13 protein-coding genes, 1 tRNA gene and 1 pseudogene are annotated in these 14,460 nt (G+C 71.1%); 10 read left to right on the forward strand and 5 right to left on the reverse strand.

Translation table 11 applies throughout. From position 1 onward, the window contains the following. Nucleotides 1-242: 242 nt before the first annotated feature. Nucleotides 243-2,537, forward strand: a complete 2,295-nt coding sequence (locus tag BAW75_RS23710) for a rhamnogalacturonan lyase family protein (protein ID WP_275937810.1) — start codon at nt 243-245, stop codon at nt 2,535-2,537. Nucleotides 2,538-2,704: 167 nt separating this feature from the next. Here the strand turns inward: BAW75_RS23710 and BAW75_RS23715 are convergent, their stop codons facing one another. Both BAW75_RS23715 and BAW75_RS23720 read right to left on the reverse strand, forming a co-directional pair. After that, entirely contained in the window at nt 2,705-3,700 is a 996-nt protein-coding gene (locus BAW75_RS23715) for an LLM class flavin-dependent oxidoreductase (RefSeq protein ID WP_208635300.1), read from the reverse strand. Nucleotides 3,701-3,761: 61 nt separating this feature from the next. Further along, nucleotides 3,762-4,241 carry an Lrp/AsnC family transcriptional regulator gene (locus BAW75_RS23720; RefSeq protein WP_104114967.1) on the reverse strand — a complete coding sequence of 160 codons (480 nt, stop codon included), beginning with the start codon at nt 4,239-4,241 and terminating at the stop codon, nt 3,762-3,764. Between the two features lie 83 nt (nt 4,242-4,324). Between BAW75_RS23720 and BAW75_RS23725 the strand changes: the two genes are divergently transcribed. Further along, nucleotides 4,325-5,500: a trans-sulfuration enzyme family protein gene (locus tag BAW75_RS23725; protein WP_104114968.1), complete on the forward strand. Its 1,176-nt coding sequence runs from the start codon at nt 4,325-4,327 to the stop codon at nt 5,498-5,500. Nucleotides 5,501-5,536: 36 nt separating this feature from the next. On the opposite strand, the gene BAW75_RS23730 is transcribed toward BAW75_RS23725, so the two are convergent. The 3 genes and pseudogenes from BAW75_RS23730 to BAW75_RS23735 all read right to left on the reverse strand — a co-directional run bounded on the left by BAW75_RS23730 (nt 5,537) and on the right by BAW75_RS23735 (nt 6,396). Then, entirely contained in the window at nt 5,537-6,109 is a 573-nt protein-coding gene (locus tag BAW75_RS23730; protein ID WP_275937811.1) for an LAGLIDADG family homing endonuclease, read from the reverse strand. A gap of 72 nt (nt 6,110-6,181) precedes the next feature. Beyond that, nucleotides 6,182-6,346 (reverse strand): annotated as a pseudogene (locus BAW75_RS33350) (helix-turn-helix domain-containing protein); the annotation flags it as partial. Further along, nucleotides 6,319-6,396 (reverse strand) — tRNA-Leu (locus tag BAW75_RS23735). The pseudogene BAW75_RS33350 and the gene BAW75_RS23735, both read right to left, overlap by 28 nt. A 94-nt stretch (nt 6,397-6,490) precedes the next feature. Here BAW75_RS23735 and BAW75_RS23740 point away from each other — a divergent pair. The 8 genes from BAW75_RS23740 to BAW75_RS23775 all read left to right on the forward strand — a co-directional run bounded on the left by BAW75_RS23740 (nt 6,491) and on the right by BAW75_RS23775 (nt 14,460). Next, nucleotides 6,491-7,111, forward strand: a complete 621-nt coding sequence (locus BAW75_RS23740) for an ANTAR domain-containing response regulator (protein ID WP_043331122.1) — start codon at nt 6,491-6,493, stop codon at nt 7,109-7,111. Between the two features lie 36 nt (nt 7,112-7,147). Next, on the forward strand, nt 7,148-8,368 hold the full coding sequence (locus BAW75_RS23745; RefSeq protein WP_104114970.1) for a hypothetical protein: 1,221 nt from the start codon (nt 7,148-7,150) through the stop codon (nt 8,366-8,368). A 257-nt stretch (nt 8,369-8,625) separates the two neighbouring features. Continuing rightward, a complete protein-coding gene (locus BAW75_RS23750) occupies nt 8,626-9,786 on the forward strand; it encodes a branched-chain amino acid ABC transporter substrate-binding protein (RefSeq protein ID WP_104114971.1) in 1,161 nt (386 codons plus the stop codon). Nucleotides 9,787-9,891: 105 nt separating this feature from the next. Further along, nucleotides 9,892-10,842 (forward strand): branched-chain amino acid ABC transporter permease, encoded by a 951-nt coding sequence (locus BAW75_RS23755; protein ID WP_104114972.1) that lies wholly within the window; start codon nt 9,892-9,894, stop codon nt 10,840-10,842. Continuing rightward, on the forward strand, nt 10,839-11,978 hold the full coding sequence (locus BAW75_RS23760) for a branched-chain amino acid ABC transporter permease (protein WP_104114973.1): 1,140 nt from the start codon (nt 10,839-10,841) through the stop codon (nt 11,976-11,978). Before BAW75_RS23755 ends, BAW75_RS23760 begins: the two co-directional genes overlap by 4 nt. After that, nucleotides 11,971-12,816: an ABC transporter ATP-binding protein gene (locus BAW75_RS23765; protein ID WP_030503808.1), complete on the forward strand. Its 846-nt coding sequence runs from the start codon at nt 11,971-11,973 to the stop codon at nt 12,814-12,816. The genes BAW75_RS23760 and BAW75_RS23765 overlap by 8 nt, the downstream gene beginning before the upstream one ends. Next, nucleotides 12,806-13,516: an ABC transporter ATP-binding protein gene (locus BAW75_RS23770; RefSeq protein ID WP_043329572.1), complete on the forward strand. Its 711-nt coding sequence runs from the start codon at nt 12,806-12,808 to the stop codon at nt 13,514-13,516. Before BAW75_RS23765 ends, BAW75_RS23770 begins: the two co-directional genes overlap by 11 nt. Nucleotides 13,517-13,548: 32 nt before the next feature. After that, nucleotides 13,549-14,460 (forward strand): ABC transporter substrate-binding protein, encoded by a 912-nt coding sequence (locus BAW75_RS23775; RefSeq protein ID WP_104114974.1) that lies wholly within the window; start codon nt 13,549-13,551, stop codon nt 14,458-14,460.

Here is a 14,460-nt window from a genome sequence, read left to right on the forward strand (position 1 = left end):
GGCGCGGCGTGGGCGTGGCAGCGCGGGCGCGCCGCCCCGCCCGCTGCCGCGCCCGCGCTGCCACGCCCACGCCGCGCCGCCGCGCTGCCCGCCTCGCGCACGCCGCCGCGCTTGTGGGGGTGTCCGGCGGTGACCTAGGCTGACGGAGCGCGGAGCCGAATCATCGACGTCGATGCGTTGACGTCGCCCGTCGCGTCAGGGCACGTATCCGCCGGTCCGGGCAGGCCGGCGTCGTCGCGTGCATGACCTCCGCGAAAGGCATCTCCGTGCATCTCACCACCCCACGCCGCCGGCTCGCGCTGCTCGCCGCGGCCTCGGCGCTCACCCTGTCGGCCGGCGCGCTCACCACGATGACCGCCGCGGCGGCGGCCGTCGGCTGCCGGGTCGACTACCGGATCACCAACCAGTGGAGCGGCGGATTCGGCGCCGACGTGACAGTGACCAACCTCGGCGACCCGGTCAACGGCTGGACCCTCGGCTGGAGCTTCGCCGCCGGCCAGCAGGTCGTCCAGGCGTGGAACGCGACGGTCAGCCAGTCCGGCGCGCAGGTGAGCGCCCGCGACGCCGGCTACAACGCGGCCATCGGCACCGGCGGCGCCGCGAACTTCGGCTTCAACGGCTCGTGGAACAACGCGTCGAACCCGGTGCCGGCCGCGTTCACGCTCAACGGCACCGCCTGCACCGGCGCGCCGTCCACCAGCGCGCCGCCGTCGACGCCGCCTCCGCCCACCACGCCGCCGCCCACCACGCCGCCACCAACCACGCCCCCGCCCACCGACCCGCCGGCCGGGGCGAAGCAGATGGAGAAGCTCGACCGAGGGCTGGTCAGCGTCCGCTCCGGCAGCGGCAACCTCGTCTCCTGGCGGCTGCTCGGCACCGAGACCACCGGTGTGGCGTTCAACCTCTACCGAGGTGGCACCAAGGTCAACGCCAGCCCGATCACCGGCGCCACCACGTACCTGGACAGCGGCGCGGCGGCCGGGTCCGCGTACACCGTGCGGGCCGTGGTGAACGGCGCCGAGCAGGCGGCGTCGGCCCCGGCGCTCCAGTTCGCCAACGGCTACCTGGACGTGCCGATCCAGCCGCCGCCCGGCGGCACCACCCCGGCCGGGGAGGGGTACAGCTACTCGGCGAACGACGCGAGCGTCGGTGACCTCGACGGCGACGGCCGCTACGAGTTCGTGCTCAAGTGGGACCCGTCGAACGCCAAGGACAACTCGCAGTCCGGCTACACCGGCAACGTCTACGTCGACGCGTACACGCTCACCGGCACCCGGCTGTGGCGCGTCGACCTGGGGCGCAACATCCGCGCCGGCGCCCACTACACCCAGTTCCAGGTGTACGACTACGACGGCGACGGAGACGCCGAGGTGGCCATGAAGACCGCCGACGGCACCCGCTCCGGCACCGGCCAGGTGATCGGCAACGGCTCGGCCGACCACCGCAACTCCAGCGGCTACGTGCTCGCCGGCCCCGAATACCTGACCATGTTCGACGGCCGCACCGGCGCGGCCCTGTCCACAGTCGACTACGACCCGCCGCGTGGCACCGTCTCGTCCTGGGGCGACTCGTACGGCAACCGGGTCGACAGGTTCCTCGCCGGCACCGCGTACCTGGACGGGCAGCGCCCCTCGCTGATCATGGCGCGTGGCTACTACACCCGGGCCGTCGTCGCCGCCTGGGACTTCCGCGACGGCACGCTGCGCAAGCGCTGGACGTTCGACTCGAACGCCTCCGGCAACGGCGCCGCCGCCGGCCAGGGCAACCACCAGCTCTCCGTGGCCGACGTCGACAACGACGGCCGTCAGGAGATCGTGTACGGCGCCGCCACCATCGACGACAACGGCCGGCTGCTGTACTCCACCGGCAACGGCCACGGCGACGCGCTGCACGTCGGCGACCTCGACCCGTCCCGCGCCGGCCTGGAGGTGTTCAAGGTCGACGAGGACGGCAGCAAGCCCAGCTCCTGGATGGCCGACGCGCGTACCGGGCAGATCATCTGGCAGACCGCGCCGAACGGCGACAACGGCCGCGGCGTCTCCGGCGACGTCTGGGCCGGCAGCCCGGGCGCAGAGTCCTGGTCGTCGGCCGTCGACGGGCTGCTCAACACCCGGGGCCAGAACGTCGGGCGCAAGCCGTCGTCGGCGAACTTCCTGATCTGGTGGGACGGCGACCCGGTCCGGGAGCTGCTCGACGCCACGAAGATCGACAAGTACGGCACCGGCGGCGAGACCCGCCTGCTCACCGGCAGCGGCGTCGCCTCGAACAACGGCACCAAGTCCACCCCGGCGCTCTCGGCGGACCTGCTCGGCGACTGGCGGGAGGAGGTCGTCTGGCGCACCTCCGACAGCACCGCGCTCCGGATCTACAGCACGCCGGTCACCACCGGCCTGCGGCTGCCGACGCTGATGCACGACCCGCAGTACCGGGTGGCGGTGGCCTGGCAGAACACCGCCTACAACCAGCCGCCGCACCCGGGCTTCTACCTTGGCGACGGCATGAGCACCCCGGCCGCGCCGAACATCTACCTGCGCTGAAACGACAGGCACCGGGTCGCCGGCCGCGGAATCCGCTCCGCCGGCGACCCGGTGCACCACACCGCAGCATTCCCGACCCGTCCCGACCGGGAATGCCGTACCACCACCGGGGACAAAGTTATGCGTCCCGCGCGACCCTGCGGTGACGTGGCTATGAAGAGCGTGTTTCAGCCTTCCCGGCGCAGCCCGCCCGCCACCTTCTCGGCGATCAGCTCGAACGAGCGGACCCGGTCCGCCACGTCGTACACCATCGTGGTGAGCATCAGCTCGTCCGCGCCGGTGCGGGCAAGCAGTTCCCCGAGCTGCCGGGCCACCGTCTCCGGCGAGCCGGTCGCCTGGCCGTCGCGGCGCTGGGCGACGAACTCCCGCTCGAACTCCGAGTACGGGTACGCCGCCGCCTCCTCCGGCGTGACCAGCGGCTCCGGGCGCCCCGAGCGCAGCTTCAGGAACGACAGCCCGGCCGGCCCGGCCAGCCATTCGGCCCGCTCGTCGGTCTCCGCGCAGACCGCGTTGACCGCCACCATCGCGTACGGCCGGTCCAGCCACTGCGACGGCCGGAAGTTCTGCCGGTAGAGCTGCAACGCCGGGATGGTGTTCTGCGAGCTGAAGTGGTGCGCGAACGAGAACGGCAGCCCGAGCAGGCCGGCCAGCTGCGCGCTGAATCCGCTGGACCCGAGCAGCCACACCTGCGGCGACTGGCCGCGGCCCGGCGTCGCGGTGATCGGGCCCGGCTCGGCGCCGGAGAAGTAGTTCATCAGGTCGGCCAGCGCACGCGGGAAGTGCTCCGCGGACAGGCCCTCCATGGTGCGTCGGAGCGCCAGCGCGGTCACCTGGTCGGTGCCGGGTGCCCGGCCGATGCCCAGGTCGATCCGGCCCGGGTGCAGCGCCTCCAGGGTGCCGAACTGCTCGGCCACCACCAGCGGCGCGTGGTTGGGCAGCATCACCCCGCCCGAGCCGAGCCGGATGGTGCTGGTGTTCGCCGCCAGGTGCGCGAGCAGCACCGCCGGCGCGGAACTGGCGATGGCGGGCATGTTGTGGTGCTCGGCCACCCAGAACCGGCGGTAGCCCAGCTCCTCGGTGCGGCGGGCCAGCTCCGTGGTGTACCGCAGCGCCTCACCGGCGTTGCCGGTCGCCGCCACCGGGGCAAGATCAAGAACAGACATGGGTACGTCGATCACAGCGTGGTGCAACAGGCCACGTGCCGGAATTGTTCCGCCGGGTGCGCTACCCCATACCCCGGGCCTGCTCGAAGATCAGGCTGGTCTGGGTGTGCTGCACCGCCGGATCGACTGCGAGATGATCGAGGACGAAGTCCCGCAGCGCGTCACCGGAGGCGGCCCGCACGTGCAGCACGTAGTCCTCCGCGCCGGCCACGTGGAACACCGACACCACCCCTGGTAGCCGCACCGACCGGGCCCGGAACGCGTCCACAGCGGCCCGCTCGTGCGCGGTCAGCCGCACCGACACCAGCGCCTGCAACGGCAGCCCCACCGCCGCCGGGTCCACCTCGGCGTGGAACCCGCGGATCGCCCCGCACTCGCGCAGCGCCCGGGTACGCGTCAGGCACGTCGACGGCGCCACCCCGACCCGCTCGGCCAGCGCGTTGTTCGGCAGCCGGCCGTCGGCCGCCAGCTCGTTGAGGATCGCGCGGTCGACGTCGTCCAGGCCGGCGAACGGCCGTACATCATTCGGTGCGGCAGGCATGTGACCATCCTTCACCGAATCACCGCTGGGCGAAAGCGTGATTGTCAGAATCTTCTTCGCTGCTATTGCCTCTCACCGTCGTCATGTTCGACGCTTCTGGCATGACTTCCGTGGACACCGCAGCCGTACACGCCGGGCGCGCCGACCTCGCCGGGCTCGGCGTCCACGTCCCGCCGATCGACCTGTCCACCACCAACCCGCTGCCCTCGGTGGCCGGCGGCGGTGACGACTACGAGACGCTCGCCACCGGTGGCACCCTCCCGGCCGGCGGCAGCGCCGTCTACCAGCGCCTCTGGAACCCCACGGTGGCCCGGTTCGAGACCGCGCTCGCCCAGCTCGAAGGCACCGCCGAGGCCGTCGCCTTCGCCAGCGGCATGGCCGCGCTCACCGCCGCCCTGCTCGCCGCCACCCGCGACGGCAACCGCCACATCGTCGCCGTCCGCCCCCTCTACGGCGGCACCGACCACGTCCTCGCCACCGGCCTGCTCGGCACCGAGGTCACCTGGGCCACCCCCGCCGACGTTGCCGCCGCGATCCGTCCCGACACCGCCCTGGTCGTGGTCGAGACCCCGGCGAACCCCAGCCTCGACCTGGTCGACATCGCCGCGCTCGCCGACGCCGCCGGTGACGTCCCGCTGCTCGTCGACAACACCGTCGCCACCCCGGTGCTCCAGCAGCCCGCCCGCCACGGCGCCGCGCTCGTGCTGCACAGCGCCACCAAGAGCATCGGCGGCCACGGCGACGTCCTCGCCGGCGTGATCGCCTGCGCCCCCGAGTGGGCCGCCCGGCTGCGCCAGGTCCGCGCCGTCACCGGCGCCGTCCTGCACCCGCTCGGCGCGTACCTGCTGCACCGCGGCATCCAGACCCTCCCGCTGCGCGTCCGCGCCCAGCAGGCCGGTGCCGAGAAGCTCGCCGCCTGGCTCGCCGGGCACCCCGCCGTCGAGCGCGTCCACCACCCGTCGCTGCACGACCCGGCCGGGCTGGTCGGCCGGCAGATGTCCGGCACCGGCAGCCTGCTCGCCTTCGAGGTACGCGGTGGCGCGCCCGCCGCGGCCGAGGTCGCCGGCGCCTGCGAGCTGATCACGCACGCGGTGTCGCTCGGCGGCGTCGACACGCTGATCCAGCACCCGGCCTCGCTCACCCACCGGCCGGTCGAGGGTGACGCGAAGCCCTGCGGCGGGCTGCTGCGCGTCTCGGTCGGCCTGGAGGACCCGGAGGACCTGCGGGCGGACCTCGCGCGGGCACTGTCGCGGATCTGACGCGCTGCGGTCGTCCGCGTCGGCGCTACGGGCCGGTCACGACTTGGGGCCGACGTGCCGGTCGAGGGCGGCGACCGCCTCCCGGCGGGCCACCGACAGGGAGTTGGGGCGGTTCATCCGCCAGGCGATGCCGAGCCGGTCGAGGGCCTGCTGGCACAGGCCCATGATGTCGGCCGACTCGTTGGCGAACATGTAGCGCGGATAGACGTAGCGCTTGCCGCGCACGACCACCTGATTGGCGAAACGGCAGCCGTCGGAGTGGAAGAGGCCGCGCAGGAAGTCGCCCGCCTGGGCCTCGACGATGGGGCGCTGCCAGTCCGCCAGGACGATCGGGCGCTCGTGCTTCTTGCCGGGCCCGTGCTGCGGTAGTAGGCACGGCCAGTGCTTGCCGTAACTCTGCACATTGACGCAGCCCGGTTTTGCGACCCGCTGCACCTTCTCGGCCAGCACCGCTCGCATGGCGTCGTCGCACGCTTCGATCAGGCCCGGCCAGCAGTCGCTGCAGGCGATCCGGAGCACCGGCACCCGGGCCTTGGTGACGAGGTGCCCGTCGCCGAGGTAGAGGCCGAGGAGATAGGCGTAGGCCGCCGGGTCTGTCGGAGCGTGCATGTCGTCACGACAGCGGAAGCATCGCAGTGCGGTGCCCTGCTGCTTCGGCGTCGGCCGATCCTTGCACCAGTGGCGAACCGTCGGGTAGGAGAGCCCCACGGTCCGCGCCACCTGGGCAACGGTCGCGCCGTCGAGGTAGAGACGCCGCGCCCGGGCGCGCAGTTCGGGTGGATGCACAACCCTATGGTCGAACGCCTGTATGACATTTCTGGTGCCCTCGGTGGGATTCGAACCCACACTGTATGGAGTTTGAATCCATTGCCTGCTGCCAGTTGGGCTACGAGGGCGTTCCGTGATTCGGCCTCGACAGCTTACCCGCTAGGCTGAAGGCGGCGGCACCCGGCAGGGCGGGTGTCGGGCTCGAACCGGTGGGAGTGGCTCGTGGGCGAGATGCAGGCGGACGCCGAGCGCAAGCGCGTTCTGATCGCCGAGGACGAGGCGCTCATCCGGCTGGACCTGGCCGAGATGCTCGTCGAAGAGGGCTACGAGGTGGTCGGCGAGGCCGGCGACGGCGAGACCGCCGTCAAGCTCGCCGAGCAGCTCAAGCCAGACCTGGTCATCCTCGACATCAAGATGCCGATCATGGACGGGCTGGCCGCCGCCGAGCGGATCGCCGGCGCGCGCATCGCCCCGGTGATCATCCTGACCGCGTTCAGCCAGCGTGACCTGGTGGAGCGGGCGCGGGCGGCCGGCGCGATGGCGTACCTGGTCAAGCCGTTCCAGAAGAGCGACCTGGTGCCGGCGGTCGAGATCGCGCTGTCCCGCTACTCCGAGATCGCCGCGCTGGAGTCGGAGGTCGCCGGCCTCACTGACCGGCTGGAGATCCGCAAGACCGTGGAGCGCGCCAAGGGCGCGCTGATGACCACGTACGGCATGACCGAGCCGCAGGCCTTCAAGTGGATCCAGCGCACCGCGATGGACCACCGGATGACCATGAAGGAGGTCGCCGAGCGGATCCTCGCCGAGACCGCCGGCGGCGAGGTGGAGCAGCCGGCTTCCTGACCTGCCGGAAGGTGCCCGATCGATAGGATCGGGTCCATGCCTTCCGTGCGCGTCCGGCCGGCGCTCGCCGCCGTGACCGCTGCCGCGTCGCTCGTGGCGGCCTGTCACGCCACCCCGCAGCCGCTGCCCGTGCAGGCGCCGGTGCGCCCGGAGTGGCGGGCCGTGGAGCTGGCCCTTCCCGACGGTGCCGCAGGCCGCCCGGTGCCCCGGGACGTGGCGCGCTGTGCCGGCCGCTGGTACGTGGTGGGCGGGCTGGTCGACGCGGCGGAGGAGACCCGGCCGGCGGTTTGGTCCTCATCGGACGGCGTGACCTGGTCGTCGATCCCGGTACGAGGGCAGACGTTCTACGGCCGTCAGCACGTGCTCTACGCGGTCGCGTGCCGGGGTGACGGGATGGCGGCGCTGGGTGCGAAGACCGGTGGTGTGCACGGCAATCCGCGTACCGGGACGTGGGTCTGGCGTCCGGGTGGGCCGGTGCGGGAGGTGCCGGCGGCGTTCGAGTTGTTCGGTGGCCCGCGCGCGGTGAGCGCGTCGCGGCTGGCGGCCGGGCCGGGTGGGTGGTTGGTCGCCGGGTCGCGCGCGGACGGCGCGTCGGTGTGGGCGTCGCCGGACGCCGAGGGGTTCGTCCTGCGCGAGGGCGTGGCGGAGCTGGCCGGCGACGGCCGGGGCCGGACGGCGGCGTACGACGTGGCGGCGGTGGGGTCGGGCTGGCTGGTGGTGGGGTCGTTGCTGCCGCCCGGCGGGACGGCCCGGACGCCTCTCGCGTGGGCCTCGGCCGACGGCCGGGTGTGGCGGCGGGTGGCCCTGCCGGTGCCGGACGGGGCGGCCGGGGCGGCGGAGCGGGTGGTGCCGGCCGACGGTGGGCCGGTGGTCCTCGGGCCGGTGGGTGACCGGTTCGCGGTGTGGCGCGGGTGCGACGACTGCGGCTCGCCGTCGGCCGGTTCGGCGGGTGCGGTGCAGGGGTGGCGGCGGGTCGGCGGGTTCGGTACGGCGGGTCCCGGGGTGTCGTCGGTGGACGCGCTCGCGGCGGCGGGTCGGCGGCTCGTCGCGGTGACCGGTGACGGGGCTCAGCGACGGCTCTGGATGTCGCGTGACGGCGGCGCGTCGTGGCTTCCGGTGATCACTCCGGTGCCGGTGCCGGACGGTGGCGACGCGGCGCTGGCGGTGGCCGTCGGCGACGACGGGCTGTTCGTGTTCGCCGACGACGGGAAAACGTCCCGTGCCTGGTGGGGGGCGTTGCCGGCCATCGATCGGTAGCGGGTGATCGCCGATGGGCCCGTTACCGAGGAATAGTTGGTGAAAGCCTTTCCCCGCCTACGGTTCTTACGGCGATCGGCTTGAATCCGCCACCGCGTGTAACGGTTCGGTCAACCCCGCTTTCCAGGTCTTACGCCACCGCTTCCGGTGGGATAACGTCCCGGCCCAGACCGGCGACGACGGTCTTGGTTCGTCCACCCCGCAAGGGCCAATCAGCGGCGGGTGGTTCGGATCATGGACGGAGGAGGGTTCGGGCCTTGAGGCAGAAGCTCGCACGCGTGATCGGCGGGGTCGCCATGCTGGCGCTCGTCGCCGGTGGCACCGCTTGTTCCAGCGGCAGCGACGATGAGGGTTCCGGGGGCAGCGCCTGCGGGAGCAAGATCGCTTTCTTCGGCGCGCTGACCGGAAGCTCGGCCGCGCTGGGCATCAACGAGAAGAACGGCGTCAAGCTGGCCGTCGACAAGTACAACAAGGAGAACCCGGACTGCAAGGTGGAGCTCGCCGAGCTCGACTCGCAGGGCAGCCCGGACCAGGCGCCGGGTCTGGCCCAGAAGGCGATCGACGACACCAAGATCCTGGGTGTCGTGGGTCCGGCCTACTCGGGCGAGTCCGAGGCCGCCGGTCCGCTGTTCAACGAGGCCGGTCTGGTCACCATCACCCCCTCCGCGACCCGTCCCAGCCTCGCCGAGCAGGGCTGGAAGACGTTCTTCCGCGCGGTCGGCAACGACCTGAGCCAGGGCCCCGCCGCCGGTAACTACATCAAGAACGTGATGAAGGCCGACCGGGTCTACGTCATCGACGACCAGTCCGCGTACGGCGCCGGCCTGGCCGACGAGGTCAAGAAGGTGCTCGGCGCCTCGGTCGTGGGCAGCGACAAGGTCCAGGGCGAGGGCAAGCAGACCGAGTTCTCCGGTGTGGTCACCAAGGTCAAGGCCGCCAACGTGAAGGCGGTCTTCTACGGCGGTTACTACCAGGAGGCCGGCCTGATCCGTAAGCAGCTCACCGCTGCCGGGGTCACCGCTCCGCTGGTCGCCGGTGACGGCGTGAACGACGGCGCGTACATCACCTCCGCCGGTGCTGCCGCCGCCGAGGGCACCATCCTCACCTGCCCCTGCGCTCCGTCCACCGAGGCGCGCGGCACCTTTGCCGCCGACTTCAAGGCGCTCAACGGCACCGACCCGGGCACCTACAGCGACACCGCCTACGACGCGGCGAACATCCTGCTGGCGGGCATCAAGGCCGGCAAGAGCAGCCGCGCCGACCTGCTGGAGTTCGTGAAGGGCTACAGCGGTGAGGGCGTTGCCGCCAGCTACAAGTTCGTCGAGGGCGGCGAGCTCGACCCGGCGCAGGTCAAGGTCTGGGCGTTCAAGGTGCAGGGCGGCAAGGTCGTCCCGGACCAGGAGATCCCCAAGTCCTGATCGTTCGATCGCTGGACTGGCGATTGAGTAGTGATCGCGGGTGCGGCCGGGAGCTGGCTCCCGGCCGCACCCTCTTTTTCTCTTGAGCGACGGAGCGTCCCTCCCTTGGACTTCGACGGATTGTTCTCCAACTTCGGGGAACTCACCACGACCGGCTTGACGCAGGGCGCCATCTACGCCCTGGTCGCGCTCGGCTACACGCTTGTGTACGGCGTGCTCAGGCTCATCAACTTCGCCCACTCCGAGGTCTTCATCGCCGGCGCGTTCGCCGCGATCTGGACCTGGAACGGATTCGGACTCGACCAGAACTCGCAGGTCAGCGGCCTCGGCTCGATCCTGTTCTACCTGCTGGTGGCGATGATCGTGGCGGCCATCGCCTCGGCGGGCACCGCGACGGTGATCGAACGGGTGGCGTACCGGCCGCTGCGCAAGCGCAACGCGCCGCCGCTGGCGTTCCTCATCACCGCCATCGGCGCCTCGATCGCCATCTCCGAGGCGTTCGGCGTCTACACCCGGCGTCGGCCGGAGGGCGCGCCGATCCTGGTCAGCTCGAAGCCGCTGTTCCACATCGCCGGGGTGCCGATCGACGCGGTGCAGTTGCTCACGATCGGTTCCGCGCTGGTGATGATGTTCGCGCTGGACCAGTTCATCAACCGCAGCCGTACCGGCCGCGGCATCCGGGCGGTGGCTCAGGACGCCAACACGGCGGCCCTGATGGGCGTCAACAAGGACCGCATCATCCTGATGGTCTTCATCGCCGGTGGCACCATGGCCGGCGTCGCGGGCCTGCTCTACGACGTGCGGATCCAGACGCTCACCTACAGCGTCGGCTTCCTGCTGGGCCTCAAGGCGTTCACCGCGGCGGTGCTCGGCGGCATCGGCAACCTGCGCGGCGCGCTCGTCGGCGGGTTGCTGCTCGGCGTCGTGGAGAACTACGCCGCGGGCCTGTTCGGCAGTCAGTGGAAGGACTTCGCCGCGTTCGCGGTGCTGGTCGTGCTGCTGATGTTCCGGCCGACCGGTCTGCTCGGCGAATCACTGGGGAGGGCACGCGCATGACGACCACCATCGACCCGCCGGAGCGGCGGGAGACGGCGGCGGACAAGCTGCGGCAGGGCCGGCACGCGATCTCGGAGCGCTGGCACCACGCGCCGCGCTGGGTGCGCTGGGTGCTGCTGGTCGCGGTCATCGCGTTCTTCTACGCGCTGCCGAACAAGGAGTTCTACCAGTACCTCGGGCCGATCCCGACGCCCGGCGCGAACTTCACCCAGGTGATGTTCACGGTCTCGATCTACGTGCTGCTGGCGGTCGGCCTCAACATCGTGGTCGGCTTCGCCGGTCTGCTCGACCTCGGCTACTTCGGCTTTTTCGCCGTCGGCGCGTACACGGTGGCGGTGCTGACCTCGCCGAGCAGTGACCTCAAGACGCTGTGGCCGTGGCTGGCGGTGGTGGCGATCGCGATCGGCCTGACCATGGTCTCCGGCGTCATGCTCGGCACGCCGACGCTGCGTCTGCGCGGCGACTACCTGGCGCTGGTGACGCTCGGCTTCGCCGAGATGATCCGGATCGCTGCGGTCAGCTCCGAGTTCCTCAAGGGACAGCGCGGCTTCAACCAGATTCCGCACCCGCCCGGCCAGTACGCCGACGGCCGGCCGTGGTTCGGCGTGCTCGACGCCCGCCCGTACTACTGGCTGGTGCTCACGCTGATCATCCTGGTGGTGATCGGGGTGCGGAACCTGACCCACAGCCGGGTCGGCCGGGCCTGGATCTCGATCCGTGAGGACGAGGACGCCGCCCAGCTCATGGGTGTGCCGACGTTCAAGTTCAAGCTGTGGGCGTTCGCCTCCGGCGCGGCCATCGCCGGCCTGGCCGGCGCGTTGTTCGCCGGTAAGCAGAACTTCGTCAACTCGCAGAACTTCGAGCTGCTCAACTCGATCATCATCCTGGCCGCCGTCATCTTCGGCGGCTCGGGCAACATCGTCGGCGCGATCGTCGGCGGCGGCCTGGTCGCGTACATGATCGAGCGGTTCCGCGGCATCGAGCTGTTCGGCATCGAGCTGTACGAGTACCGGTTCCTCTTCTTCGGTCTGGTGCTCGTGGTGATGATGATCTTCCGGCCGCAGGGCCTGATCCCGAACCGGCGACGAGCGGCGGAGTTCAAGGACCGCCGCAAGGAGGTGATCGTCGGTGAGTGACACCGAGCAGACCCCGGCAGTTCCGGCCCAGGCGGCGGCCCCCGCCGTCGAGACGGTCGACAAGCGGGAGCCGTTGCTGGAGGTCGACCACGTCACGCTGCGCTTCGGCGGTGTGGTGGCCCTCAACGACGTGGACTTCACCCTCTACAAGGGGGAGATCCTCGGTCTGATCGGACCGAACGGCGCCGGCAAGACCACCTGCTTCAACGCGATGACCGGTATCTACCAGCCCACCGAGGGGCAGATCCGGTTCCTGGGCCAGAAGATCAGTGGCAAGAAGCGCCACCAGATCACCCGGATGGGCATGGCGCGTACGTTCCAGAACATCCGCCTCTTCCCGGAGATGACCGCGCTGGAGAACGTCCAGGTCGGCGCGGACGCGCACCACAAGACCAGCGTGATCGCCGCCCTGCTGCGCCTGCCGCGGCACTGGAAGGAGGAGCGCGAGGGCCGGGAGAAGGCCGAGCGCCTGCTGGAGTTCGTCGGCATCAGCAACCGGATGCACGAGTTCGCCCGCAACCTGTCCTACGGCGAGCAGCGCCGGCTGGAGATCGCCCGCGCGCTGGCCACCGACCCGAAGCTGCTCTGCCTGGACGAGCCGGCCGCCGGCTTCAACCCGGCGGAGAAGGAGGAGCTGCTCCAGCTCATCCGGCAGATCCGGGACCAGGGCGTGACGGTGCTGCTGATCGAGCACGACATGCGCCTGGTGATGGGCGTGACCGACCGGATCGTGGTCCTGGAGTTCGGAAAGAAGATCGCCGAAGGGCTGCCCGCCGAGGTGCGGGACAACCCGAAGGTGGTCGCGGCGTACCTGGGGGTGCCGGACGATGCTGCTTGAGATCGAGGACGTGAGCCTGCTCTACGGGCGGATCCAGGCGCTGCACGGCATCAGCCTGACCGTGGACGAGGGGGAGATCGTCGCGCTGATCGGCGCGAACGGCGCCGGCAAGTCCACCACCATGCGGGCGATCTCCGGCATCCGGCCGGTCGCCTCCGGCACGATCAAGTTCGCCGGTGAGGACATCACCAAGCTCCGCGCCGACCTGCGGGTCCGCCGCGGGCTGTGCCAGGCGCCCGAGGGCCGGGGCATCTTCCCCGGCATGACGGTGCTGGAGAACCTCGACATGGGGGCGTACACCCGGCGCGACAAGGCCGGCATCGCGCAGGACCTGGCCCGGGTGCTGGACCTGTTCCCGCGGCTGGCCGAGCGGCGCAAGCAGGCCGGCGGCACGCTCTCCGGCGGCGAGCAGCAGATGCTCGCGGTCGGCCGGGCGCTGATGAGCCGGCCGAAGCTGCTGCTGCTCGACGAGCCGTCGATGGGTCTCGCGCCGATGCTGATCCAGCAGATCTTCACGATCATCACGGAGATCAACCAGCAGGGCACCACGATCCTGCTGGTGGAGCAGAACGCCCAGCAGGCGCTGGCGCGCGCCCACCGGGCGTACGTGCTGGAGACCGGCCGGATCGTCAAGAGCGGCACCGGCGCGGACCTGCTGCACGACCCCTCGGTCAAAGAGGCCTACCTCGGCGTGGCCTGACCGACCGACCCCTCGCAATAAGGAGTACAGCCATGTTCCACCCCAACCCCGGACGGCGGGCGGCGCTCGGCGTCGCCGGTGCGGCCGTCCTGCTGCTCTCCCTCGCCGCGTGCGGCGAGAAGGAGAACTCGGCCGAGCCGGGCGACGGCCCGTCGGTGTCCGCCACGGCCGACTCCAACCTGGCCGCCAAGGTGCCGGACGCCATCAAGGCCGACGGCGTGATCAAGGTCGGCACCGACTCGACGTACGCCCCGGCCGAGTTCCTGGACCAGGACGGCAAGACCGTGGTCGGCTTCGACGTCGAGCTGTTCAACGCGGTGGCGCAGAAGCTCGGTCTCAAGGCCGAGTACGAGTCGGCGCCGTTCGACGCGATCCTGCCCGGTGTGGGTTCGGGCAAGTACGAGGTCGGCGTCTCGTCGTTCACCATCAACGCCGACCGTCTGAAGACGGTCAACATGGTGAGCTACTACTCGGCGGGCACCCAGTGGGCGACCAAGAAGGGCAACCCGGCCGGGGTGGACCCGGAGAACGCCTGCGGCAAGAAGATCGCCGTGCAGGTCGGTACGGTCCAGCTCGACGACATCACCGCCCGGTCGAAGAAGTGCACCGACGCCGGCAAGCCGGCCATCAAGATCGACCAGTACCAGGCGCAGAGCGACGCCACCGCCGCCGTGGGCAGTGGCAAGAACGACGCCATGCTGGCCGACTCCCCGGTCGGGGCGTACGCGGTGAAGCAGAGCAACGGCCAGCTGGAGGTGCTCGGCGACATCTACGAGTCGGCGCCCTACGGCTACGCGGTGAACAAGGAGCAGCAGGCGTTCGCCGAGGTGCTCAAGGAGGCCGTGCAGGCGGTCATCGCCGACGGCAGCTACAAGGCGGCCCTCAGCAAGTGGGGTGTCGAGGGCGGCGCCATCACCAACGCTGAACTGAACCCGTCGGTCTGA

This window comes from Micromonospora chalcea (genome assembly GCF_002926165.1).
In the GTDB taxonomy this organism is placed as follows: Bacteria; Actinomycetota; Actinomycetes; order Mycobacteriales; family Micromonosporaceae; genus Micromonospora; species Micromonospora chalcea.